This window comes from Pseudofrankia inefficax, from assembly GCF_000166135.1.
Classification (GTDB): domain Bacteria; phylum Actinomycetota; class Actinomycetes; order Frankiales; family Frankiaceae; genus Pseudofrankia; species Pseudofrankia inefficax.
In genome coordinates this window covers 881,333-904,227 of the sequence record NC_014666.1, presented here as the reverse complement: position 1 = coordinate 904,227, position 22,895 = coordinate 881,333, and the positions used below count along the sequence as shown (strand labels likewise).

The 22,895-nt window shown below is 72.7% G+C and carries 21 protein-coding genes; 6 read left to right on the top strand and 15 right to left on the bottom strand.

Going from position 1 to position 22,895, the window contains the following annotated elements; all coding sequences use genetic code 11:
• Positions 1-160 precede the first annotated feature (160 nt).
• Both FRAEUI1C_RS37355 and FRAEUI1C_RS03590 read right to left on the bottom strand, forming a co-directional pair.
• Entirely contained in the window at positions 161-328 is a 168-nt protein-coding gene (locus FRAEUI1C_RS37355) for a DUF3117 domain-containing protein (protein WP_007511639.1), read from the bottom strand.
• A 284-nt stretch (positions 329-612) separates the two neighbouring features.
• The gene (locus tag FRAEUI1C_RS03590; protein ID WP_013421918.1) at positions 613-1,023 is read right to left on the bottom strand and encodes a DivIVA domain-containing protein; all 411 of its coding nucleotides are present in this window, start codon (positions 1,021-1,023) and stop codon (positions 613-615) included.
• Between the two features lie 184 nt (positions 1,024-1,207).
• Between FRAEUI1C_RS03590 and folP the strand changes: the two genes are divergently transcribed.
• The gene (folP, locus tag FRAEUI1C_RS03585; protein WP_013421917.1) at positions 1,208-2,152 is read left to right on the top strand and encodes a dihydropteroate synthase; all 945 of its coding nucleotides are present in this window, start codon (positions 1,208-1,210) and stop codon (positions 2,150-2,152) included.
• Positions 2,153-2,160: 8 nt separating this feature from the next.
• Here the strand turns inward: folP and FRAEUI1C_RS03580 are convergent, their stop codons facing one another.
• The 6 genes from FRAEUI1C_RS03580 to fdxA all read right to left on the bottom strand — a co-directional run bounded on the left by FRAEUI1C_RS03580 (position 2,161) and on the right by fdxA (position 8,569).
• Positions 2,161-2,763 carry an LOG family protein gene (locus tag FRAEUI1C_RS03580; RefSeq protein ID WP_013421916.1) on the bottom strand — a complete coding sequence of 201 codons (603 nt, stop codon included), beginning with the start codon at positions 2,761-2,763 and terminating at the stop codon, positions 2,161-2,163.
• A gap of 12 nt (positions 2,764-2,775) precedes the next feature.
• On the bottom strand, positions 2,776-3,708 hold the full coding sequence (locus tag FRAEUI1C_RS03575; RefSeq protein WP_232425285.1) for an LOG family protein: 933 nt from the start codon (positions 3,706-3,708) through the stop codon (positions 2,776-2,778).
• 208 nt (positions 3,709-3,916) lie between these two features.
• Positions 3,917-4,987: a succinyl-diaminopimelate desuccinylase gene (gene dapE, locus FRAEUI1C_RS03570; RefSeq protein ID WP_013421914.1), complete on the bottom strand. Its 1,071-nt coding sequence runs from the start codon at positions 4,985-4,987 to the stop codon at positions 3,917-3,919.
• 30 nt (positions 4,988-5,017) lie between these two features.
• Positions 5,018-5,854: a 2,3,4,5-tetrahydropyridine-2,6-dicarboxylate N-succinyltransferase gene (locus tag FRAEUI1C_RS03565; RefSeq protein ID WP_013421913.1), complete on the bottom strand. Its 837-nt coding sequence runs from the start codon at positions 5,852-5,854 to the stop codon at positions 5,018-5,020.
• Positions 5,855-6,519: 665 nt separating this feature from the next.
• Entirely contained in the window at positions 6,520-8,121 is a 1,602-nt protein-coding gene (gene dapC, locus FRAEUI1C_RS03560; RefSeq protein WP_013421912.1) for a succinyldiaminopimelate transaminase, read from the bottom strand.
• A 124-nt stretch (positions 8,122-8,245) separates the two neighbouring features.
• Positions 8,246-8,569 (bottom strand): ferredoxin, encoded by a 324-nt coding sequence (gene fdxA, locus FRAEUI1C_RS03555; RefSeq protein ID WP_013421911.1) that lies wholly within the window; start codon positions 8,567-8,569, stop codon positions 8,246-8,248.
• A gap of 3 nt (positions 8,570-8,572) precedes the next feature.
• Between fdxA and FRAEUI1C_RS03550 the strand changes: the two genes are divergently transcribed.
• Together FRAEUI1C_RS03550 and FRAEUI1C_RS03545 are read left to right on the top strand one after the other, a co-directional pair.
• Positions 8,573-8,929, top strand: a complete 357-nt coding sequence (locus FRAEUI1C_RS03550) for a putative acetyltransferase (RefSeq protein WP_013421910.1) — start codon at positions 8,573-8,575, stop codon at positions 8,927-8,929.
• Complete coding sequence (locus FRAEUI1C_RS03545; protein ID WP_013421909.1) at positions 8,926-9,792, top strand: transglutaminase family protein; 867 nt, start codon at positions 8,926-8,928, stop codon at positions 9,790-9,792. Before FRAEUI1C_RS03550 ends, FRAEUI1C_RS03545 begins: the two co-directional genes overlap by 4 nt.
• A gap of 109 nt (positions 9,793-9,901) precedes the next feature.
• Here the strand turns inward: FRAEUI1C_RS03545 and FRAEUI1C_RS03540 are convergent, their stop codons facing one another.
• The 5 genes from FRAEUI1C_RS03540 to FRAEUI1C_RS03520 form a co-directional block, all read right to left on the bottom strand.
• A complete protein-coding gene (locus FRAEUI1C_RS03540; RefSeq protein WP_013421908.1) occupies positions 9,902-10,441 on the bottom strand; it encodes a DUF6113 family protein in 540 nt (179 codons plus the stop codon).
• A 156-nt stretch (positions 10,442-10,597) separates the two neighbouring features.
• Positions 10,598-11,476: an N-acetyl-1-D-myo-inositol-2-amino-2-deoxy-alpha-D-glucopyranoside deacetylase gene (mshB, locus tag FRAEUI1C_RS03535; RefSeq protein ID WP_049807097.1), complete on the bottom strand. Its 879-nt coding sequence runs from the start codon at positions 11,474-11,476 to the stop codon at positions 10,598-10,600.
• Positions 11,477-11,532: 56 nt separating this feature from the next.
• On the bottom strand, positions 11,533-12,579 hold the full coding sequence (gene galE, locus FRAEUI1C_RS03530) for a UDP-glucose 4-epimerase GalE (protein ID WP_198318704.1): 1,047 nt from the start codon (positions 12,577-12,579) through the stop codon (positions 11,533-11,535).
• 485 nt (positions 12,580-13,064) lie between these two features.
• The gene (gene typA, locus FRAEUI1C_RS03525) at positions 13,065-14,945 is read right to left on the bottom strand and encodes a translational GTPase TypA (RefSeq protein ID WP_049807096.1); all 1,881 of its coding nucleotides are present in this window, start codon (positions 14,943-14,945) and stop codon (positions 13,065-13,067) included.
• 464 nt (positions 14,946-15,409) lie between these two features.
• On the bottom strand, positions 15,410-16,012 hold the full coding sequence (locus FRAEUI1C_RS03520; protein WP_013421904.1) for a (deoxy)nucleoside triphosphate pyrophosphohydrolase: 603 nt from the start codon (positions 16,010-16,012) through the stop codon (positions 15,410-15,412).
• Positions 16,013-16,132: 120 nt separating this feature from the next.
• Between FRAEUI1C_RS03520 and FRAEUI1C_RS03515 the strand changes: the two genes are divergently transcribed.
• Positions 16,133-17,482: a heparan-alpha-glucosaminide N-acetyltransferase domain-containing protein gene (locus tag FRAEUI1C_RS03515; RefSeq protein ID WP_013421903.1), complete on the top strand. Its 1,350-nt coding sequence runs from the start codon at positions 16,133-16,135 to the stop codon at positions 17,480-17,482.
• Between the two features lie 31 nt (positions 17,483-17,513).
• On the opposite strand, the gene FRAEUI1C_RS03510 is transcribed toward FRAEUI1C_RS03515, so the two are convergent.
• Both FRAEUI1C_RS03510 and ychF read right to left on the bottom strand, forming a co-directional pair.
• Positions 17,514-18,524, bottom strand: a complete 1,011-nt coding sequence (locus FRAEUI1C_RS03510) for a glycosyltransferase family 2 protein (RefSeq protein WP_013421902.1) — start codon at positions 18,522-18,524, stop codon at positions 17,514-17,516.
• A 189-nt stretch (positions 18,525-18,713) separates the two neighbouring features.
• Positions 18,714-19,790, bottom strand: a complete 1,077-nt coding sequence (ychF, locus tag FRAEUI1C_RS03505; protein WP_013421901.1) for a redox-regulated ATPase YchF — start codon at positions 19,788-19,790, stop codon at positions 18,714-18,716.
• Positions 19,791-20,371: 581 nt separating this feature from the next.
• Between ychF and FRAEUI1C_RS03500 the strand changes: the two genes are divergently transcribed.
• A complete protein-coding gene (locus FRAEUI1C_RS03500) occupies positions 20,372-21,802 on the top strand; it encodes a DNA recombination protein RmuC (protein ID WP_041258802.1) in 1,431 nt (476 codons plus the stop codon).
• Positions 21,803-21,993: 191 nt separating this feature from the next.
• The gene (locus FRAEUI1C_RS03495; RefSeq protein ID WP_013421899.1) at positions 21,994-22,467 is read left to right on the top strand and encodes a DUF6542 domain-containing protein; all 474 of its coding nucleotides are present in this window, start codon (positions 21,994-21,996) and stop codon (positions 22,465-22,467) included.
• Positions 22,468-22,895 lie beyond the last annotated feature (428 nt).

Sequence of the window (22,895 nt, the reverse complement as noted above, 5' to 3'; positions counted from 1 at the left end):
GTACGGTCAGCCGCGACGGCCGGCGGCGTCAACACCGAAGCGCCCAGGTCGAGGCTGGCTCGACGCCGGGCGTCCTGAACTGTCCCGGGAACAGGTCCCGGGGCCATACGGCGAGGCACCCGGCCGGCCACCCACGGGCGGCGAACCGGGCCGACCCGCGCTAACCGACCGCGGTCTTGAGGGCGTCGCCCAGCGCGCTCGCCTCGTCGGCGGTGAGCTCGACGACGAGCCGGCCGCCGCCCTCGAGCGGGACGCGCATCACGATCCCCCGCCCTTCCTTGGTGACCTCGAGCGGACCGTCACCCGTCCGCGGCTTCATGGCCGCCATCGGTGCACCTCTTCCTGCCGTCGGACCTACGTCTGCCGACGATTATCCCGTAGTCAGGGCAGCAAACCGAAACACGGCCCTCCGCAGAACCACAACGGTCGGCGGCCGATGTTGTCGGGCCCTAGGGGGCCCGACATGTCGGGCGCTGGGCGCCCTCCCCACGCTCACCGCACCACGGAGCGGAAATCAGCGGCCGACCGGGATGGTTGGCGGCTCGTGCGGCCCGCGGGGCGTTCTGAGCCCGCACCGCGCCGGTCACGCGTCCGGGCTGGGGGTTCGCGACCTTATCCGTCGAGGCCGGTCCACTGGGTGTGGCCGTCGGTGGGCGTCCCGGGCGAGGCGCCGGGTGTGGCGCCTTCGGCACCCCCGGCCGGGCCCTGCGTCGCGTCGGCGTGCGCGAACGTGGCGAGCCGGACCAGCTCGTCGTCACGGCGGGCCAGCTCCTCGTCCCGCCAGGCCAGCTCGCCGGCCAGCCGGGCGAGCAGCGCGTCCACCTCGGCCATCCGGTAGCCGCGGAAGGCGAGGTTGAGCCGGACACCACCGACCTCGCGCGCGCCGACCGGGCCGGCGGCGGGCAGGCCGGTTGGCGCCGCGTCCGGCGGAGCGGGGGCCATCCGGTCGAACCAGCCGACAGCCAGCGCCGCGACGACGAACACCAGCGCGGCGACGACGAGGATCTCGATAGCGAGCACCACGCCCCGATCGTACGGTCGGGGCCATAGTGGCCAACCCGTCGGGCGTCCCCCGCGTACCCGGACGGCGCGGAAAGCGGGCGACGGCACCCGTCTCAGGTCGAAACCGGACCGACGGCGCCACCCCAGGGCCGGGTCCTCCGCGGGCGTAACGCCGCGTCCGTCGACGTCTGGCAGGCTCGCAGTCGTGCCGCACGACGTCGCTCCGCCCGCAGACCTCCCTACCCGCCCGGCCGGCCCCGCGCCGGACGACAGGGGCCCACTACCTGGGCCGCTGCGGCTCGGCCGGCGCGTGTTCGGGCCGGCCGAGCTGGTCGTCATGGCCATCGTGAACCGGACGCCGGACTCCTTCTTCGACAAGGGCGCGACCTACGGCGAGAGCGAGGCGCTCGCCGCCGTCGAGCGCGCGATCGCCGAGGGCGCCGGCATCATCGACATCGGCGGGGTGAAGGCCGCTCCGGGAGCCGAGATCAGCGCGGCCGAGGAACTGCGCCGGATCGGCGGGTTCGTCGCCCGGGTGCGCGCGGCCCACCCGGACGTCGTGATCAGCGTCGACACCTATCGGGCCGAGGTCGGCCGGGTCGTCGTCGCGGAGGGCGCGGACCTGCTCAACGACGCCTGGGGCGGTGTCGAGCCGGAACTCGCCGAGGTGGCGGCCGCGGGCGGCGTGGGCCTGGTCTGCACCCACGCCGGGCACCTGCCGCCACGCACGCGGCCGCACCGGATGACCTACCAGGACGTGGTTGCCGACATCGTCGCGACCACCTGCGGCCTCGCGGAGCGGGCCGTCGCGCTCGGGGTGCGCCCGGACGCGGTGGTGATCGACCCGGGGCACGACTTCGGCAAGAACAGCCGCCATTCGATGGAGGCGACCAGGCGGACCGACGAGCTCGTCGCCACCGGCTGGCCGGTGCTCATGGCGATGTCCAACAAGGACTTCGTCGGCGAGGCCCTCGACACGCCCGTCGAGGAGCGGCTGGAGGGCACGCTGGCCGCCACCGCCGTCAGCGCCTGGCTCGGTGCCCGGATCTTCCGAGCCCACCAGGTCGCGGCGACCCGCCGGGCCCTGCGGATGGTCGCGGCGATCCGCGGCGACGCCGACCTCACCGTCGCGCGCCGCGGGCTCGCGTAGGCCTCGGCTCAGTCGATCGGGGGTGCCGCCGCCTCGATCGCCTCGCCGACGGTGGGGTTGACGGCCGAGCCGACGCCGGCGGCTTCGAGGAAGTCCAGCGCCTCGGCCGGGGTGGTCGACCACCGCAGCAGCGCGCGGGCCTCGGGACGCACGAAGCCCCGGTCGACGAGGCCGTCGACGAGCGTGTGCAGATGGGCGAAGACGCCGTCCGGGTCGAGCACGACGATCGGCTTGGCGTGCATGCCCAGCATGGCCGCCACCCAGATCTCGAACAGCTCCTCGAGGGTGCCGAGGCCACCGGGCAGCGCCAGGAAGGCGTCGGCCCGCTCGTCCATGATGGCCTTACGTTCCCGCATGGTCTCGGTCACGATCAGCTCGTCGGCGTCGGTGTCGCTGACCTCCAGGTCGAGCAGCTTGCGCGGGATCACCCCGAGGGTGCTCGCCCCGCCGGCCCGCGCCGACCGGGCGACCGCGCCCATGCAGGAGATCGAGCCGCCGCCGGAGACCAGCGAGTGGCCGCGCGCCGCGAGCTCCGTGCCCACCTGGCCGGCGAGCAGGACGTACCCCGGGTCGATCCGCTCCGACGACGAACAGTAGACGCAGATCCTCATGAACCCGGCTTTCTACCGGCCCCGGGGCTGGGGCGGCGTGCTGGAGGCGATGCCGTCCACAACCAGCCGGACGGCCTCGTCGACGTCGTCGGTGAGCGAGAACAGGTCGAGGTCGGTGTCCTTCATCCGGGCGGTGCCGACGACGGTGCCGCGCAGCCAGTCGAGCAGGCCGCGCCAGTAGTCGGTGCCGAGCAGCACGACCGGGAACCTGCGGACCTTGCCGGTCTGGACCAGGGTGAGCGCCTCGAACAGCTCGTCAAGCGTGCCGAGCCCACCCGGCAGGATGACGAACGCCTCGGCGTACTTCACGAACATCGTCTTACGGACGAAGAAGTACCGGAAGCTGACGCCGAGGTCCACCCAGTCGTTGAGCTTCTGCTCGAACGGCAGCTCGATGCCGAGGCCGACCGAGAGGCCGCCGGCCTCCTGGGCACCCCGGTTCGCCGCCTCCATCGCGCCCGGCCCGCCTCCAGTGATCACCGCGAAGCCCGCCTCGACCAGCGCGGCACCCAGCCGGCGGCCGACCTCGTAGTCCGGGTGGTCGCGCGGCACCCGGGCCGAGCCGAAGACGGTCACCGCGCGCGGCAGGTCGGCGAGCAGGTCGAAGCCCTCGACGAACTCGCTCTGGATGCGCAGCACCCGCCACGGGTCCGCGTGGGTGAAGTCCCCGGAGCCGCGGTTGGCCAGCAGCCGTTCGTCGGAGGTGGAGTGCCGGATCTGGCTGCGGCGGGCCAGCTGCGGGCCGCGGCGCTGCTCCGGCGGCGGGGTCGGGAACTCGCCCGGCTCGTACCGGCGCGGACCGTCGTTCGGCGGTACCGGAGCGCCCAGCGCCACCGTCTCGTCCAGTACCGCCGTCTCGTCCAGCACGGCCGCCGCCTCGGCCGCGGCGCGGGCGAGGCTGTCGGCCGGCGTCGGGTCCGGTTCACCAGGCTTGATGGGTGTCACCTCGGCACCATAGGCCACCGGGAGGCGGGGCCGGACCGCCGGTTGGGCCCGGCGGCGGCCCACGTCGACCGACCGGCGCCGCCGGGATCCGCATCGTGACCACGGGCGGCGCCGAGGGCCGCGTTCGCGCCGTTACGTCCCTAAACGGTCGCCGGAACGGCGGTACACGTTGTGACGAATCCCATTTTCGATTACTAGAGGTGGGGATCTATGACCTGGTGGTGAGGTAGGCGCGCAGGACGCGCTCTGCCTCCTCGACCAGGGGCAGCTCGACGTACTCGTCGCGGGTGTGCGCGAGATTCGGGTCGCCGGGGCCGTAGTTGAGCGCCGGGATGCCGAGCGCCGCGAACCGGGCGACGTCGGTCCAGCCGTACTTGGCCCGGGGCTGGCGCCCTGTGGCGGTGACGAACGCCGCCGCGGCCGGGGCCGACAGGCCCGGCAGGGCGCCGCCCGAGCTGTCGGTGAGCTCCAGCTCGTAGCCCGCGAGCACCTCCTGGACGTGGGCCAGGGCGCCGGCGACGTCCCGGTCCGGGGCGAACCGGAAGTTGATCGTCACCTCGCACCGGTCCGGGATGACGTTGCCGGCGACACCACCCGAGATCCGCACGGCGGACAGCCCCTCCCGGTAGGCACAGCCGTCGATCTCGACCGTGCGCGGCTGGTAGGCCGCGAGCCGGGTGAGCAGGTCTCCGGCCCGGTGGATGGCGTTGTCCCCGAGCCAGGAACGGGCCGAGTGGGCGCGGCGGCCGGGCAGGGTCGCGATCACCCGCAACGTTCCCTGGCAGCCGGCCTCTATCTCCCCGCCCGTGGGCTCCATCAGGACCGCGAGGTCGCCCTCCAGCCAGTCCCGGTGCCGCTCGGCGAGCCGACGCAGCCCGTTGCGGGAGGCGTCGACCTCCTCGTTGTCGTAGAACACCCAGGTCAGGTCGTGCACCAGGGACTCCGCCGCCACGGTGGCGGCGAGGTGCAGCATGACGGCGACGCCGGACTTCATGTCGGACGTGCCGCACCCGTAGAGCCGGTCGCCCTCCCGGCGCGACGGCACGTTGTCGGCGATCGGCACGGTGTCGAGATGCCCCGCGAGCACCACCCGGGTGGGGCGCCCGAGGCTCGTGCGCGCCACCACCGCGTCGCCGTCCCGGTCGACCGTCAGCCCCGGCAGACCAACGAGCGCCGCCTCGACCGCGTCGGCGAGCGGCCCCTCGGAACCGCTCACCGACGCGAAGTCCACCAGCGCCCCGGTCAGCTCCCCCGCCGGCACCGCGACATCAAGTCCCATGCCAGAGACCCTACGAGCCCGGCCACCGGCTCAGGTGGCGACGCCGTGTTCGCGCAGGATGTCGTTCAGCGCCAGCTTGTCGTGGATCTGCCCCTCGGCCAGGGTGCGCAGCACGAGCATGCAGGGCATCGCGAAATCTCCCCCGGGGAAGCTCTTGACCCGGCTCGCGCCGACGGCGACGGCTCGCTCGGGGATCTCCCCGCGGGGGTACTCCTCCCCGGTGTTCGCGTCGAAGACGTGAGTGGATGCGGTGAGGATCGAGCCCGCGCCGAGTTTCGCGCCACGGTGCACCCGGGCACCATCGATGATCATTGAGCGGCTGCCGACGAAGGCGTCGTCCTCGACGATGACCGGCACCGCGTTCGGCGGCTCCAGCACGCCGCCGAGGCCGACCCCACCGGACAGGTGCACGTTCTTGCCCACCTGCGCGCAGGAGCCGACGGTGGCCCAGGTGTCGACCATCGAGCCGGAGTCGACGAAGCCGCCGATGTTGGTGTAGCTCGGCATGAGCACGGCGCCGGGGGCGATATGGGCGCCCCAGCGGACAATCGCGCCGGGGACGACGCGGACGCCGTCGAACCGGGTCTTCAGCGGCATCCGGTCGTTGTAGCGGAAGTCGCCGGCGTTCGACTCGCCCATGGGCAGAACCTTGAAGGACAGCAGGATCGCGTGCTTGGCCCGCTCATCGACGACCACCGAGCCGTCGGCGGCGACGAACGCGACCCGAGCCTCGCCGGCGTCGATGGCGTCCACGGCCGCGACGACGGCCTTGCGGGCGTCCGCGTCGGCCGGGGTGATGTCCGCCCGGCGCGCCCAGAGCTCGTCGATGCCCGAGTCCAGCGGAGAGACGAAGGATGAAGTGCTCACCAGCCCGACCCTAGCCGAGCCCGCCCCCACCCCGGAAAACCAAAGCCACTCGCTGCCGCAGAGATCACCCGCACCACGGAACACAGAGATCACCCGCACCGCGGAACGCGGCGGGCGCCGGGGCGCCCTGGCGATCGCTCAAGCGATGGACGGTTAGTCCTTCAGGCGAGCGACGGTTCGAGCCGCCGAACCGCCCACCCATCTGGCGATCTTCGAACGATCCGGCGGTGGATCACGACGATGATCGCCAGTTGCGCAGAGATAAATGCGACAAACCGGGGCACCGAACGACGATTCCCCCTGCCCAACCGACGATCATGAAGAACTGGGCCGGCGCCAGGGCGCGATGATCGCCAATTGCGCAGGGGAAACGGCGGCCGCGGAGAGGCGACCGCCCAGAATTGACACGGCGCTCAAGACAACCGCTGGCCCAGGCGACCGCTGCCCAAGACAAGCGATTGCTACCTAGTGCCGGGCCCGGCGAGGTCCGCCCGCCGACTTGATCGCCGTTTCGGCCCTCGCGCGGTCACAAAACCGCTGCGGTTACAGCCATACGAGGGCGGAAACAGCGATCTTGCTGGTCTCGCGACGAGGCCAGCCTGGCCAGATCCGGCGCCAGACCCCGGCCGGCCCAGGTCCAGTACTCCTGACCCTGGGCCGGGTGATCACCTCAGGTCGGCTGGACCGTCCTGCTCGTCCGGGCCTCCGTAGGTGTCCGCGAGACCCGCGAAGGTGTCGAAGACCCCTTGCCGGTCCGGGCCCTGACGGTCCGGGCCCTGACGGGCGGGGTCGGGCTGGCCGGGCGCCCGCTGGCCGTAACCACCCTGACCGTGGTCGGGCTGGCTGTAACCGGCCTGACTACGGTCGAGCTGACCATGGTCCGGCTGGCCATAACCACCCTGACCGTGGTCAGCCTGGCCATAGCCGGGCGGTGGGCCTGGCGGCCCGGCACCTGGCCGTGACTGCCCGTACCCGGGTTGCCCCTGACCGGCGGGACCGCGGCCGGGCGCGGGGGGCTGGTGGCCGCCGGGTGCGCCGCCTCCCGGGCCGGTGATGCGCACAGGACCGGTCGGCGGTGCCTGCCCGGCTGGCGGATAGGCGTACCCGCCGGTGCGCGGGCCGGTGGCCGGCGCGGCCGAGCGGGGTGGCGGCAGCATGGCCATGCGTTCGGGCACCGTCGCCACGTGGGCGTCCGGCGCCGTCAGCGCGACCCGGACGTGCCGCCGGCCGGCCTCGCCGTAGAACGTTCCCGGCGCGACCAGCACGCCGACGCTCGCCAGCGCGTCCACCGTCGCCCACGCGTCCTCACCGCGGGTGGCCCACAGGTACAGGCCGGCCTCGCTGTGCTCGATCGTGAACCCGGCGACGGCGAGCGCCGCGGCGAGCACGGTGCGCCGGTTGACGTACCTGGCCCGCTGGTCGGCGACGTGCATGTCGTCGGCGAGCCCCGCCGTCATGGCCGCCTGGACCGGGCCGGGCAGCATGAAGCCCGAGTGCTTGCGCAGCTCGAGCAGCTCCCGGACCAGCACCGGGTCGCCGGCGACGAACCCGGCGCGGTAGCCGGCCAGGTTCGACCGCTTAGACAGCGAGTGCACCGCCAGCAGGCCCTCGTGCGAGCCGCCGCAGACGTCCGGGTGCAGCACCGAGACGGCCCGGTTCTCCCAGCCGAGCTCGATGTAGCACTCGTCGCTGGCGACGATCACGCCTCGCTGCCGGGCCCACCCGACGACCGCCCGCATCTCCTCGACGCTCATGCAGCGGCCGGTCGGGTTGGACGGTGAGTTCAGCCACACCAGCGCCACGCCGTCCGCCGGCCCGTAGACCGGCTCGCAGCGGGCGAGCAGCGCGCCGACCTCGTACGTCGGGTACGCCGGAGTCGGCACCCAGACCCGGTCACCCGGGCCGAGGCCAAGCTGGGTCGGCAGCTGGGCGACCAGCTCCTTGGTCCCGAGCACGGGCAGCACGGCCGACGGGTCGACGCGAACGCCGAGCCGCCGGGCCATCCACCCGGCCGCCGCGTCCCGTAGCTCCGGCGTACCCCACACCTGGGGGTAGCCGGGAGAGTCCGCGGCGGCGGCGAGGGCGCGCTGGATGACCGCCGGCACCGGGTCTACCGGAGTGCCGACGGACAGGTCCACCAGGCCGTACGGGTGCTGGCTGGCCTTCTGCTTGTACTGCGCCAGCGTGTCCCAGGGAAAGTCAGGCAGCCGGACCTTCGCCCGGCCGCCCGCCCGGGTCGTGCGGGGTACGCCGGTGGGGCTGGTCAAGGCCGCGCCCTCGCTCCGTCGGCAACGAACTCCGGCCCCGTCCTCGCTTCCGGACCTCCCAGATCGGCTTCGCCGATCCGGCAGGGACCCCGACGACGGGACCTCCGTTCGTTACCTCCTGCGCTCAGTGCTCGCCCTGGGGGGCCAGCGCGGCAACCGCCGGCGGGTCGTAGTCAAGTGCGCCGACCTTGGAAGCGCCACCGGGCGAGCCGAGCTCCTCGAAGAAGCTCGCGTTCGTGTCGGTGTACGGCTTCCACTGCTCGGGCACATCGTCTTCGTAGTAGATGGCCTCAACCGGGCAGACCGGCTCACATGCACCGCAGTCGACGCACTCGTCAGGCTGGATGTAGAGCATCCGTCCGCCTTCGTAGATGCAGTCGACCGGGCACTCCTCGATGCAAGCCCTGTCCTTAACATCGACACAGGGCTCGGCGATGACGTAGGTCACCGGATGTTCCTCCTCGGCTCACGGGCGACTGATTCCTTAGTATCGACCTCGACCGTTCCGTGTCGACAGCAAGGGCGTTCGCTGGTCGTGTATGTCGTCCGCATCACTCTGGCCGACATCGGCGCGCGGGTCGTGATCCGGCGCCGCATCGCGGGGCCGGTGCCGCTGACGGACGTTATCGGAACCCTCCAGTCCTGGACAGCCGGGGTGCTCACGGTCGTCGACGCGAATGGCGAGGTCACCAGGGTCGCGGAGGCCGATCTCGTCGCGGCCAAGGTCGTCCCACCGCGACCTGACCGGCGCCGGCCGGAGCCCGACCCGCCGGATCCGGAGGACAGGGGTCTGGAGGTCCGTCGATGAGCGCCCGCAGCCGAGCCCGCTTCACCGATGTCGTCAGAAGGACTCCCATCGACCTCGCCCTCGCCTGCCAGCTGATCGCCGCCGAGGCCGACCCGGAGGCCGAGACCGCCGACGTCCTCGGGGCGCTCGACCGGCTCACCGACGAGGCCCGGCCGGTCCTCGCCGCCAAGGTCTCCCGGGCCCGCGCGGCCGGCGGCCAGGCCGGGGACACGATGGCGACGTCGGAGCCGCTGGACGCCGCCGAGGCGCTGCACGAGTCGCTCGGGCTGCGCGGCGGCTACTCGGGCCTGCAGGGCGACTACGACGACCTGCGCTCGTCGCTGCTGCCGGAGGTGCTGCGCCGACGGCACGGCCTGCCGATCCTGCTCTCGGTCATCTGGCTGGAGGTGGCCGCCCGGTTGGGGGTGCCGGCCTACCCGGTCGGGCTACCGGGCCACATGGTCGTGGCGATCGGGACTCCGCGCGAGAACGTGCTGGTGGATCCGTTCGCCGGCGGGCGGCGGATCACGGTCCACGACGCGGCAGCCCGGGTTCGGGCGGCCGGTGTCCCGTTCAGCCGGGCCCAGCTCGCCCCGATGAACCGGGAGGACCTGCTCGCCCGGGTGCTGGGCAACATCCGCGTCCTGGCCGCCAGGGCGGACTCGACGTCGACCAGGCTGTGGGCGGTCGAGCTGTCCCTGCTGCTCCCGCACCATCCCGCGAGCCTGCGCCGCGAGCGCGGCGAACTGCGTATCCGCCGGGGCGACTACCTCGGCGGCGCCCGCGACCTCGCCACCTTCGCCGACGCGGTGGACGCGGCCGAGCCGACGGCGGCCGCGGCGGCCCGTGCCGCCGCCCGCGCGGCCCGCTCCCGGCTCAACTAGCCGTCCTGTTGGGCGAGTGCCCAACAAGGGCTTCGGTGCCGTCAGCGTCGAGCTGAGGCCCGCCGCGGCCCGCTCCCGGCGTCAGCCCCGAGCGGCGCGCGTCCCCGAACTACCTGGACGACCCGGGCGGCGGCAGCGTGAACGCCGTCAGGCCGCGCTTGGCCGTCCCGACGACGGCCACCGTCACCGGGGCGAGCGCGCCGAGGGCGAGGAACAGGTAGCCGGTGGTGGTGGCCCGCAGCATCAGGTCCCCCTCCGGCCGGGACGAGCCGAGCGCCAGGACGACCGGGGCCCAGCCGATCAGCACGACGAGGGCGCCCAGGCGGGTCCCGGTCAGCCAGCGGACCAGCAGCGCGACGGCGGTGTTGCCGACCAGCGCGAGCAGCAGCCCGACGGACAGGAAGACGCCCCCCAGCCGCAGCCCCTCCGGCACCCAGACGACGCCGTAGAGGCCGAGCACGAACCCGAGGACGAGCCCGAGCGCGTAAGCCGCGGCGAGAAAGAGCCGCGGCGGGTTTGCCGGCAACCGGTCGGTCGAGCCGAGCCCCGTCACCCGGGCCGCGATCGAGTCCTCCGGTCGCGCGCCGGCGGCGCCCGCGTCCGGCCCGCCGGGTGCCGGCGAGCGCGGGCCTGTGCTGGGGCGAGGCATACCTCGACAGTAGCCAGCCGCCGGACCGGCCCGCCAGGCGCCGTGGCACGGCGGCTCGCCGGTCGGCAGCTCAGGCGCCGCACCGGGTTCCGGCGCCCGGGGCTACCGGTCCGGGGTGCCGCGACCGGATCACCCGATCGGGCCGCTGCCGTAGCGTCAGAGATCGAGGCCGGCGAACAGGTCCGTCTCGTACGCGGTGCCGTCCGGCCCGTTCGTCGGGACGGGCTCGCCCCGGGTCAGGACATAGTGGTCGACGGTGAACGCCGGCTGGCCGACCCCGTCGGCCAGGGCGAAGAAGAACCCGTCGACGGCGATCTGGGTGCGGTGCGCCCGCAGCGCCGCGAGCTTCGCGTCCAGGTACTCGGGCGCCTCGATCCGGGTAGTGATGACCTCGTCCGGCACGCCCATCGGGACGTCGTCGGCGCTGGTCGCACCGTGGAACGGGGTTCCCTCGACGTCGGAGAACCGCTCGACGGCGCGCTGGACGAACGACTTCGGCAGCGCCGTCTCGTACAGCTTCGACGGTGCCCAGGGTTCGCCCGCGTCGGGAGCGAAGTCCGGGTCGGCGGCCGCGGTGAACGCCGCGACCGTGATCTGGTGCGCGCGGATGTGGTCCGGGTGGCCGTAGCCGCCGTTGGAGTCGTAGCTGACCAGGACCTGTGGCCGGACCTCACGGACGATCCGGACTAGCTCGGCGGTCGCCTCGGTGAGGTCGGCCTGCCAGAAGCAGCGCGGGTCGTCGTTGCCGGGCGTGCCCATCATGCCGCTGTCCCGGAACCGGGCCGGGCCACCGAGATAGCGCTGGTCGTCGAGGCCCAGGGCGACACAGGCCGCCGCCAGCTCGGACATCCGGTAGCCGCCGAGCTGGTCGCCGAGGTCGCTGCGCAGGTGCTCCAGCTCGGGGACGAGAACCTCGCCGAGCTCGCCGAGGGTGCAGGTGACCAGTGTGACGTGGGTGTCGGGCGTGGCCGCGTAGTGGGCGATGGAGATCCCGGTCGCGATGATCTCGTCGTCCGGGTGGGCGTGCACGAACATCACCCGGCGCGCCGGGGTCGGTGCCGTCTCGGCGGGGACGGACTGCTCGGCGGCTGTCACGCCGCCGCCCCGTCGTAGCCGCCCGGGTTGCGCCGCTGGAACTCCCAGGCGTCGCGGCACATCTCGTCCAGCCCCCTGCTGGCCCGCCAGCCGAGCGTCTCGGCCGCGTACGACGGATCGGCGTAGAGGGCGGCGACGTCCCCGTCGCGCCGCGCGACCACCCGGTGCGGAAGCTCGCGGCCGCAGGCGGCGCCGAACGCCGTCAGCAACTGCTGGACCGACGTGCCGACGCCCGTGCCGAGGTTGACCACGCGGTAGCCGGCCTCGTCGTCGAGGTGCTCCAGCGCGGCCCGGTGGCCCTCGGCGAGGTCGACGACGTGGATGTAGTCGCGGACGCCGGTGCCGTCGGCGGTCGGGTAGTCGTCGCCGAACACCGACAGGTACTCCCGGCGCCCGACCGCGACCTGCTGCAGGTAGGGCATCAGGTTGTTCGGGATGCCCCGCGGGTCCTCACCGAGCAGGCCCGACGGGTGGGCACCGACCGGGTTGAAGTAGCGCAGGGCGGTCACGTGCCAGTCGGGCTGGGCCGCGCAGACGTCCGCGAGGATCTGCTCGCACATCCACTTGGTGCGCGAGTAGGGGTTGGTCGGGCGGGCCGGCGCGTCCTCCCGAATCGGCAGGACGTCGACGTCACCGTGGATCGAGCAGGACGAGGAGAAGATCAGCCTGCGCGGGCCGTGCTCGCGCAGCGCCTCGACGAGCCGCAGCGTCGCGTTGAGGTTCGTGTCGTAGTACTCGACCGGCATCGCCACGGACTCGCCGACCGCCTTGCGGGCCGCGAAGTGGATCACAGCCTCGAACGGCGTCGCCGCGAGCAGCTTGCCGAGCGCCACCGCGTCGAGCACGTCGAGCTCGACGAACTCCAGGTTCGCGCCGGCCTCGCCCGCGACCTCCCGGATGCGCTCGACGGCCCGCGGCGAGCTGTTCGCGAAGTTGTCGACACCGACGACCCGGTAGCCGGCCGTCAACAGATCGACGCAGGTGTGCGACCCGATGAACCCGGCCGCCCCCGTCACCAGCACCGTCTTGTCCGCAGCTGACACAGATCACCCGTCTCGTCGGTCCGGCGGCACCCCCACCCCCGGATACGCACTTCTGCCCGGCTCTGACGGTACCGACCGCCCCGCCCCGCTCACGGCCCCGGGTACACCGGCCCCCAGAAACCTGAGGCAGCCCCCGGGCCCCGGCGGCGCGCAGGCGCGGAGGCCCGTCCACGGAGCGAAGCGAACGTGACCGGGCCACAACTCCCGTGACCGGAGACCTGACCTACCAGATCGCTGCCGCGATCCAGCAGAAACCCCGCAGGCGCGCCTGCGTCAGCGAACCGCATAGTCGACCCCCGGCCACAACGGCGCGCAGGCGCACCTGCGCGGAGGCCCGGCCCCCGAGCGAAGCGAAGGGGGTTGGGCCGCAGCGCAGGTCGCCGGAGCGCCCGTGAGCGGAGGAGGACGCGGCGCGGAGTGGTCGTCCGAGCCGCCAGGCGAGGACGGCCGCGGAGCGCCGCGCCCGGACGGAGCGAACCAGAAACTCAGTTAGACCGACGCCGCGCCCGCAGCTTCTCCCGGTCAGCCGCGAGGAGCGCGACCTTGCGGATTCGGACCGTGGCCGGGGTGACCTCGACGCACTCGTCCTCGCGGCAGAACTCCAGCGCCTGCTCCAGGGTGAGCTGGCGGTGCGGGGTCAGCCGGACCAGCTCGTCGCCGGTCGAGGAGCGCATGTTGGTGAGCTTCTTCTCCTTGGTCGGGTTGACGTCCATGTCGTCGGCCCGGGAGTTCTCACCGACGATCATGCCTTCGTAGACGTCGATCATCGGCGGGACGAACATCGTGCCGCGCTCCTGCAGGTTGAACAGGGCGTAGGCGGTGGTCGGGCCGGACCGGTCGGCGACCATCGAGCCGGTCGCCCGGGTGCGCAGCTCGCCGAACCAGGGCTCGTAGCCCTCGAAGACGTGGTGCAGCAGGCCGGTGCCGCGGGTCTCGGTGAGGAACTCGGTGCGGAAGCCGATCAGGCCGCGCGCCGGCACCAGGTACTCCAGCCGGATCCAGCCCGTACCGTGGTTGATCATCTGCTCGACTCGGCCCTTGCGGACCGCGAGCAGCTGGGTCAGCGTGCCGAGGAACTCCTCGGGCGCGTCGATCGTGAGGCGCTCGACCGGCTCGTGCAGCTTGCCGTCGACCTCGCGGGTGACGACCTGCGGCTTGCCGACGGTGAGCTCGAAGTCCTCCCGGCGCATCAGCTCGACCAGGACGGCCAGCTGCAGCTCGCCTCGGCCCTGGATCTCCCAGGTGTCCGGCCGCTCGGTCGGCAGCACCCGGATCGACACGTTGCCGACCAGCTCCGCGTCGAGGCGGGCCTTGACCAGCCGCGCGGTCAGCTTCTTGCCTGACTTGCCGGCCAGCGGCGAGGTGTTGACGCCGACCGTCATGCTGATCGACGGCTCGTCGACGGTGATGACCGGCAGCGGGCGCGGGTCCTCCGGGTCGGCCAGCGTCTCACCGATCGTGATGTCCGGGATGCCGGCGATGGCGATGATGTCGCCGGGGCCGGCCGACTCGGCGGGCGCCCGGTCCAGCGCCTGGGTGACCAGCAGCTCGCTGACCTTGACCCGCTCCTGGGTGCCGTCGGCGCGGCAGAGCATGACCTGCTGGCCGCGGCGGATCGTGCCGTTGTGCACCCGGCACAGCGCGAGCCGGCCCAGGTACGGGGAGGCGTCCAGGTTGGTGACCAGGGCCTGCAGCGGCGCGCCCTCGACATAGGTCGGCGCCGGGATGGTCTCCAGCAGCAGGTCGAACAGCGGCTTGAGGTCCGGGGAGTCCGGGCTGTCGCCGTCGGCCGGGCGGCTCATCGAGGCCCGGCCGGCCTTCGCGTTGCAGTAGACGATCGGGAAGTCGATCTGCTCCTCGTCCGCGTCGAGGTCGAGGAAGAGCTCGTAGGCCTCGTCGACGACCTCGGCGATCCGGGCGTCGGAGCGGTCGACCTTGTTGATGACGAGGATGACCGGCAGCCGGGCGGCGAGCGCCTTGCGCAGCACGAACCGGGTCTGCGGCAGCGGGCCCTCGCTCGCGTCGACCAGCAGCAGCACCCCGTCGACCATCGCCAGGCCCCGCTCGACCTCGCCGCCGAAGTCGGCGTGGCCCGGAGTGTCGATGATGTTGACGGTCGTGTCGCCGTAGCGGACCGCGGTGTTCTTCGCGAGGATGGTGATGCCCTTCTCGCGCTCCAGGTCCATCGAGTCCATCACCCGGTCGGTGAGGTCTTCGCTGGCGTGGGCGCTGAAGGCACCGGACTGGCGCAACATCGCGTCGACGAGGGTTGTCTTCCCATGGTCGACGTGCGCGATAATCGCGATGTTCCGACGGTCGTTGCGGCTGCGGACCTCGCCCGCGGCGGACTCGGTGCTGGCGGGCACGGCGTCGGTCGCGGTGCTGGTCTGCTCAGTGCTGGTGGGCACGGTGGCGGGCTCCGGGGCGGACAGGGGGCGCTCGACCCCGAGATGGGCTTGACTGCTGGAACGCCCGGGTCCGACGTGACGGGGCGCGATTACGCGCCAAGCCAGGCGTGCCGACAGCCCGGGCGGCTCGACCGACGAGATCTCCGACGTCGAGGACTCGCGAATCGCGAACTCAGGCGCCGACAACTCGGACCGCGACAAACACGGACGTCGAGAACGAGGACCGACTCGGGCTTCCGTTCCATCGTACGGACTCGACTGGCGGGCTTACCTGGCGCGAGAGTCTGGACACCCACCGGCCGGCGAGATTTCAACAACAACTTGTCCCTGCACGCCCTGCGTCGGGCCCGATCGGCGACGGACATGTGGCACCGGTCACCTGTCCCGCCCGAGCGGCACGGGCTCGGACCCGGGTTGTGACGTCAGTCGCCGGCCGTCAGCGGAGCCGGATCGAGCAGCCTGCCGCGCATCGCCTCTACCAGCGGCAGATCCGCCGGCAGCCAGGAGACGTCGTCCAGCTCGGCGACGGTCAGCCAGCGCAGCTCGCCGCCCTCGACCGCGCGGGGCGTGCCGGCCAGAATCCGGCCGAACCAGACCCGCAGCCGCCAGCCGGGGCTGGCGAGATCCGCCTGGCCGAGGAACGAGCCGATCTCGATCTCGACGTCGAGTTCCTCGCGGCATTCCCGCGCCAGCGCGGCCAGCTCGCTCTCGCCGGGCTCCACCTTGCCGCCGGGGAACTCCCACATCCCGGCGTAGGCGGGCGGGGACGTGCGGCGGGCGGCCAGGACGCGCCGGGTGTCGTCGAGGAGCGCGATCGCCACCACCAGCCGGCCCCGGCTCGCCGCCGAGCTGACCGCGGCCCGGCCGCCGGCGGTGTCATCCGAGCCCGCGGCGCGGGTCGCACCGGGGTGCCTCGCCGAACGACCGCCGGCCGCCCCGGCCCGAGCGGCGGGGCCGGTCACCAGACCGCCACCGAGCACCGAATCGGCCCCGGCGGTGCGGCCCGCATCCGGCTCGGGATTCATAGCTCTTGACTTTCCCAGAACGCGACCCCATTGGGTATAGCCACCCCATCCGAACTGGGACCTATGGCCTCGCGGCGCCCACGCCGGTCGCGGGCGGCCAGTCGGTGAGAGGGTGAGGCCATGCCCGACATGCCGGAGCTCCCGGCGCCGGCATCCGGAGAGCCACACTTCCCCGGGGTCCTGCCGCTTCCGAGGACGTCGCCGCCGGACTGCCCGCCCAGCGCCGTGGTTCGGCAGCGGGACTCCCCCGCCATCCGGTCGGCCGCCTCGCCCTCGCCTGGCTCGCCGACCGTCGTCTGGGTCACCCGACCGCGCCCCGGACGGATCGTCGGCGTCGACGCGGCGCGCGGCGCGGCACTGCTCGGGATGGCCGCGACGCACGTGTTGCCCGACTTCGACTCCCAGGGCCACCTGACCTGGGCGTTCCGGATCGCGGCCGGACGGTCGGCGGCGGCGTTCGCCGTGCTCGCCGGGGTGGCGCTCGCCCTCGTGGCGGCCCGGACGCCCCGGCCGCACCTCGCGACGCTGGTGCGGGCGCTGTGCATCGGGCTGGTCGGGCTGGTCCTGGGCGAGACGCGCACGCCACTCGCGGTGATCCTGGTCTACTACGCGGTGTTCTTCCTGCTCGTGCTCCCGCTGCTGCGGGCGCCCCGTTGGGCCCTGGCCGTCGTCGCCGCGGTCACGCTGGCTGGCGAGCCGTGGCTGAGCCAGCTCGTCCGCCCGCACCTGCCGGCGCCGATCACGGCCAACCCCTCGTTCGGCACGCTGGCGACCGCGCCGGGTCGACTGGTGCTGACCCTTCTGCTGACCGGCTACTACCCGGCGCTGGCGTGGGTCGGGTACCTGGCTGTCGGGATGCTCGTCGGCCGGCTCGACCTGCGGTCGGCCCGGACCGCCGGCTGGCTGCTCGTCGGCGGCGCCGCGACCGCCGTGGCGGCGAAGACCCTGTCCTGGTTCCTGCTCGGGCCGCTCGGCGGGCGGTCCGCGATTCTCGCCACGAACGCGGTGCTGCCGGGGATCGGGCCGGTGGGGCCCGAACAGGCCTCCCGGCTGCTCGCCGCCGGGCTCTATGGGAGCACGCCGACCCAGAGCTGGTGGTGGCTCGCGGTCTCCTCACCACACGCGACGACGCCGCTCGACCTTGCCCACACCACCGGGACGGCGATCGCGCTGCTGGGCCTGGCGCTGCTGGTGGCCCGGCTCGGCGCCGACGGACGGCTGGGCCGGATTCTGCTCTGGCCGCTCGCCGCTGTCGGCTCGATGACGCTGACCTGGTACACCCTGCACGCCGCGCTGCTCGCGACCGACGCGCTGCCGGACGACCCGAACCGCTCCTACGTCCTGCAGGTCGTGGTGGCGCTCGTCCTCGCCAGTGCCTGGCGGGCGACCCGCCGCCGCGGACCCCTCGAGGCCGCCGTCGCCGCGGCCGCCCGGGCCGCCACCCGCCGAGGCGCGGTCGCGACCGAGTGACTCCCGTGCCGCGACGCCGGGCCCCGGAGTTCTACAGGTCGCGGGCGTGCGCCGCGACCGGCCGCGGTGCCGGCGCCGCGACCCGGCCACGGCCAGCCGACTGGAGCGCGGCCGCGGCGAAGCTGACGACGGTGGCGACCGAGCCCACCAGGAGCAGCAGCGCCCGCCCGGCCGCGGCGGGCCGGCCGTGTACCGCCTGCCTCAGCCCGTCGACGACGCCGGCCGGCAGCACCCGCAACAGGAAGTCCTGCTCGGGACCCAACGCCGATCCGCGACGCCCCACCCGCACCGGGCCACCCTCATCACGGGTAATCATTCGAAGAATCGCCTTCGAACGGCCCTCTTCCCAACACCGGCGCAACACATAAGACGCCGAGCTCCGCTCCCGCGGCACACGATGGTGAATCACGGCCGCCGGCTCGTACAGAAACCTGCCGCCCCGATGCAGCCGCTGCGCCCGGATACAGAACTCCGTCTCCTCGCACCCGGCCGCGCCCTTCGCCTTACGGCCCAGGCGGTCGTCAAAACCACCGACCTCATCGAAGAGACCACGCCGGAACAACGCGCAACCGCCGAACACGTTCCGGACCGGCTGGCGAACCTTCGGCAGGCCCCGATGGCTACAGCCGACCGTCCACAGCAACTCGTCCGGGAACCACTCCGGCTGCCGGGATTCCCAGGCCGGTACCGTCCGCCCACCCACACCCAGGACATCCGGGGAACCCGCCACCGCGGCGATCAACGACTCCAACCAGGTCGGCTCCGCCGTCGCGTCATCATCCAGAAAAGCGACAAGATCCGTCGTGACCGCTCGCAGCCCCGTGTTCCGGGCATTCGACAGACCCGTCCGGCCACCGGTCGACAGGATCAGCTCGTCACCATCGCGGTCGCGCAACTTCTTCAGCAGATCGTCGTCGCCGTCGACGACGACGACAACCTGGACAGGGCCACAGGTCTGTGTCCGGAGCGAGTCCAGGGCCGCGACCAGCAACGGGAAACGCGAGACCAGGTGACTACAGACGACCACACTCACCGTGCTCATACGGCCTCCTCCGCTCGCTCCGTCGCGCGCTGACTCAGTCCGGACCGAACGTTGGGTCATGGCAACGCCCGCGGGCGCGCCCAAGGGAGCCTGCCCTGGAGAGGCCAACCTCCGGCGTGCGTCGCGGACCTGGCAACCAGGCAGTAACGGAAGATTACGCCACGACGCTCAGCCCGCCGGCTTGGAGGGTCAGACGTTGAAACGGAAGTCGACGACGTCACCATCGGCCATGACGTAGTCCTTGCCTTCCATCCGGACCTTGCCAGCGGCGCGGGCCGACACCATGGAGCCGGCGGCCATCAGGTCGTCGAACGAGACGATCTCGGCCTTGATGAAGCCGCGCTGGAAATCGGTGTGGATCACCCCGGCGGCCTCGGGCGCGGTGGCACCCTTCCGGATGGTCCAGGCCCGCGCCTCCTTCGGGCCCGCGGTGAGATAGGTCTGCAGCCCAAGGGTGTGGAAACCGATCCTGGCCAACGCGGCGAGGCCGCTCTCGCTCTGGCCGAGCGAGGCGAGCAGCTCCGCCGCGTCCTCCTCGGGCAGCTCCGCCAGCTCGGCCTCGACCTTCGCGCACAGCACGACCGCGTCGGCCGGGGCGACGAGCCCGGTGAGCTCCTTGCACCGCGCGTCGTCGGACAGGACGTCCTCATCGACGTTGAAGACGTACAGGAAGGGCTTGGCCGTCAGCAGGAACAGCTCACGCAGCGCCACCAGGTCGATCTTCGGCTCTGACGACAGGGGCCGCCCCGCGTCCAGCACGGCTCGCGCGGCCTCGACGGCGGTCAGCAAGGCCTGCTTGGACTTGTCCATCCTGGCCTCCTTGGCCAGGCGGGGCAGCCGGTTGTCGACGGTCTGCAGGTCGGCGAGGATCAGCTCGGTGTTGATCGTGGCGATGTCATCGGCCGGGTCCACCCGGCCCTCGACGTGCACGACGTCGGGGTCCGAGAACACCCGGACCACCTGGCACACCGCGTCCGACTCGCGGATGTTGGCGAGGAACTTGTTGCCCAGGCCCTGCCCCTCGGCCGCGCCGCGCACCAGGCCCGCGATGTCGACGAAGCTCACCGTCGCCGGAACCACCCGTGGGTCGCCATACAGCTTGGCCAGCTCCGCGAGACGCGAGTCCGGCACGCCGACGACGCCGACATTGGGCTCGATCGTCGCGAAGGGATAGTTGGCGGCCACCACGTCGTTACGGGTCAACGCGTTGAAAAGCGTCGACTTGCCGACGTTGGGCAGCCCGACGATGCCGATCGACAGACCCATAGGCCAATCCTACGATCACGCGTGCCTGGACGGCCGCGTGATCTGGGCGCGCTGAGCGCGCCCTCTGCCTGGAGCGGGGTCGGGGCGCACAGGCGGGGTCGCGGCTTGATGAGCTGGGCGTGGTGGGTGCGCCGCGATTGCGGCCTGGACGGCCGCCGTCAACGGCACACGCTGAGCGCTGCCCCCGGCCAGAACGAGGTCGGGGCGCACAGGCGGGCCGCGCCTTCCCGACCTGGGCGTGGTGGGTGCGTCGCGATTGCGGCCTGGACGGCCGCGGTGATCGTGGCCGGGTTACCGCGCCGGCTCACCGGGCTGGGGTGCCGGGCCGGGGGCTGACATCGGCACGTGGGATCTGGGTTGGCCTCGGCGTGCGTCGAGGAGCTGGGGGCGGTGATCGCCGTTTGGGCCCCGTCGTGGTTGTAGGAACGCGCGGATCACGACCATGGGAGGGCTCAAACGGCGATCAACTGCCTGGCGGCAGCAGGCAGCGTGCGCGGGCTGCGGGCTGCGGGCTGCGGGCTGCGGGCTGCGGGCTGCGGGCTGCGGGGAGTTTTGTCGGTGGTGCGTGATTGCCTGTGGGCATGGACGCCACCGGGGTGCTGCTCGCCTTGCTCTGCCTCGCGCTCGGGGCCGCGGGTGGCTATCTCGTGGGGCGGCAGGCGGCACGCCAGCAGGCGACGGCGGACGTGGCCGGCATGCGGACGGCGCTGGAGTACGAGCGCCGTTCGGCCACGGAGCGGGTCGAGCTCGTCGAGCACAGCCAGCGGCGGCTCACCGAGACCTTCGAGGCGTTGTCGGCGCGGGCGCTCGAAGGGGCGAGCCGACAGTTCCTTCAGCTCGCCTCGGCCCGCTTCGACGAGGCGGGAACCCGCGCCCAGGGTGATCTGGAGGCTCGCCGCGCCGCCGTCGAGAGCCTGGTCGCGCCGCTGCGGGACACGCTGACCAAGATGGAGGACCGGCTGCGCGAGCTGGAGACGGCCCGGACCGAGGCCTACGCGACGCTCGTCGAGCAGGTTCGCTCGGTGCGCGAGGCGTCGGACGGGCTGCGCACCCAGACGGCGCAGCTCGTGACCGCGCTGCGCAAGCCGCAGGCCCGGGGCGCCTGGGGCGAGCTGCAGCTGCGCCGCGTCGTCGAGGTCGCCGGCATGCTGAACCGCTGTGACTTCACCGAGCAGCTGACGATGACCGGCGACGGCGCCGAGGCGACCCAGCGGCCGGACCTGGTCGTTCACCTGGTCGGCGGGCGCAGCATCGTCGTGGACTCGAAGGTCCCGCTGTCCGCGTTCCTCGAGGCGGCCGAGAGCACCGACGAGGCCGTACGTGCCGAGCGGATCGCCGCGCATGCCCGCCACGTCCGCACCCATGTCGACCAGTTGAGCTCGAAGGCCTACTGGCGCCGGCTCGACTCGCCCGAGTTCGTGGTGCTGTTCATCCCGGCCGAGGCCTTCCTCGCGCCCGCGCTCGACCATGACGCTGGCCTGCTCGAATACGCGGCCGGGCGCAATGTCGTGATCGCCACCCCGACCACCCTGATCGCGCTGCTGCGCACGGTCGCCTACGCCTGGACTCAGGAGGCGCTGACCACCCGGGCAAAGGAGGTCTACGACCTCGGCAAGGAGCTCTACAACCGGCTCGGGACGCTCGGCGAGCACGTCGATCGGCTGGGCACGTCGCTCGGGCGGGCGGTCGAGAGCTACAACGCGACCGTCGGCTCGCTGGAGAGCCGGGTGCTGGTGCAGGCACGCCGGCTCGCCGCGATGGAGTTCGTCGAGGACGAGCTCGCCAGCCCACGGCCGGTCGAGCTCGGTGTCCGCCCGGTCACCGCTCCCGAGCTAAGGCTCGACGCGGAGGTAGGGCCGGCGGTCGGCATCGTCCTGGATGCGACCGGCTCCCCGGCGGCGGCCCGAGCCTCGGAGCCCGCCATGGTGGGGCTCGTATCCTCCGTCCCCGCCGCGACGGTTCCGGGCGGCGCGGACACCGTTGGTGCCGACAGCACTTCACGGAGTGCCTGAAGTCACACGGATCGCCGGCAAGATCGGCGGATGGTACGGCCGCGACGTATCGCTCTGACGTTTTCTTAAAGCCGGAGCGGTACGTTGCCCCCGTGAGCCTCCCCGACCGGGAACCCGCGGGCTCGCGCGGTCGCGCCGAGCGTCCGCGCGGGTCAACCGACCGAGCCTCCGTCGGCCGACGGCGTCCCACCGTGCAACCCACGACGGTCGTCAGCCAGAACCGTCGTGGGCTGACCGCCTTCGGCGCGTCGCTGATCGTGCTGATCATCAGTGCGGTGGGCGCGGCCGCGGACGTCGCCGTGTTCGGCAACCTGAGCTGGATCTTCGGTGTGCTGTTCGTGCTCGCCTGCGTGGCCAGCGCGTTGCGTACCCACGTCGATGACCTGGTCGGAGTGGCGATCATGCCGCCGCTGATCTACGCGGTGATCACTGTCGCCGTTGGCTTCCTGCACCCGGCGTCCGGCAGCGGCGGCGGACTGCGGACCGAGGCCATCGACATCGGGTCCGAGCTGATCCTGCGGGCTCCGAGCCTGCTGATCGCCGAACTTCTGGTCATCCTCGTCGCCCTCGTCCGCGCCCGGCGGGCGACGGTCGCCCGGCGGGAACGCGCCCGCGCCCTGGCCAGCCGCACCCGCCGCGACCGCGACGACTTCACGCCTCGCTGACGGACCGACCGCCGTGCGGCGTGGGGGAAGCACCCGCGCCGCCGGCCAGCCCGGCAGGGGCGGCGAGGCCGGAACGGGCGGGCAGGCCAGAACGGGCGGCGCGAGCGCCGTAACGAGGGCGTTCAGCAACCTGGCGTCGCTTGACCACCAGACCGGCACAGCGGTGCGGCCGACGCGTCCGAGCGACGGATCCTGGCGATGCGCGGCCACGCGCCGTGTTATCAACGTGTTATGTGCCTGTGGTCCGGGAAGCGCAGTGGGCTGGCTGCCTGGTTGCGTACCTGTACCTGCGGCCATATTTTCCAGGCGCACCAGCACTATCGCGCGGGCACCGATTGCGGATTGTGCGAGTGTGGCAAATTTTCGCGTTTCCGGCGAAATACCCCATAACCACGCGTCCGGGCGCGTGGGCGGAAGCGCCGTGCCCG

What these genes read in the sequence shown, in the direction of transcription:
- FRAEUI1C_RS37355 (WP_007511639.1), bottom strand. Translation starts at nt 328, where the DNA reads ATGGCGGCCATGAAGCCGCGGACGGGTGACGGTCCGCTCGAGGTCACC.
- FRAEUI1C_RS03580 (WP_013421916.1), bottom strand. Translation starts at nt 2,763, where the DNA reads ATGAGGATCTGCGTCTACTGTTCGTCGTCGGAGCGGATCGACCCGGGG.
- dapE (WP_013421914.1), bottom strand. Translation starts at nt 4,987, where the DNA reads ATGGGACTTGATGTCGCGGTGCCGGCGGGGGAGCTGACCGGGGCGCTG.
- FRAEUI1C_RS03550 (WP_013421910.1), top strand. Translation starts at nt 8,573, where the DNA reads ATGTTCCTCCTCGGCTCACGGGCGACTGATTCCTTAGTATCGACCTCG.
- FRAEUI1C_RS03545 (WP_013421909.1), top strand. Translation starts at nt 8,926, where the DNA reads ATGAGCGCCCGCAGCCGAGCCCGCTTCACCGATGTCGTCAGAAGGACT.
- FRAEUI1C_RS03540 (WP_013421908.1), bottom strand. Translation starts at nt 10,441, where the DNA reads ATGCCTCGCCCCAGCACAGGCCCGCGCTCGCCGGCACCCGGCGGGCCG.
- mshB (WP_049807097.1), bottom strand. Translation starts at nt 11,476, where the DNA reads ATGTTCGTGCACGCCCACCCGGACGACGAGATCATCGCGACCGGGATC.
- FRAEUI1C_RS03520 (WP_013421904.1), bottom strand. Translation starts at nt 16,012, where the DNA reads ATGAATCCCGAGCCGGATGCGGGCCGCACCGCCGGGGCCGATTCGGTG.
- FRAEUI1C_RS03515 (WP_013421903.1), top strand. Translation starts at nt 16,133, where the DNA reads ATGCCCGACATGCCGGAGCTCCCGGCGCCGGCATCCGGAGAGCCACAC.
- FRAEUI1C_RS03510 (WP_013421902.1), bottom strand. Translation starts at nt 18,524, where the DNA reads ATGAGCACGGTGAGTGTGGTCGTCTGTAGTCACCTGGTCTCGCGTTTC.
- ychF (WP_013421901.1), bottom strand. Translation starts at nt 19,790, where the DNA reads ATGGGTCTGTCGATCGGCATCGTCGGGCTGCCCAACGTCGGCAAGTCG.
- FRAEUI1C_RS03500 (WP_041258802.1), top strand. Translation starts at nt 20,372, where the DNA reads ATGGACGCCACCGGGGTGCTGCTCGCCTTGCTCTGCCTCGCGCTCGGG.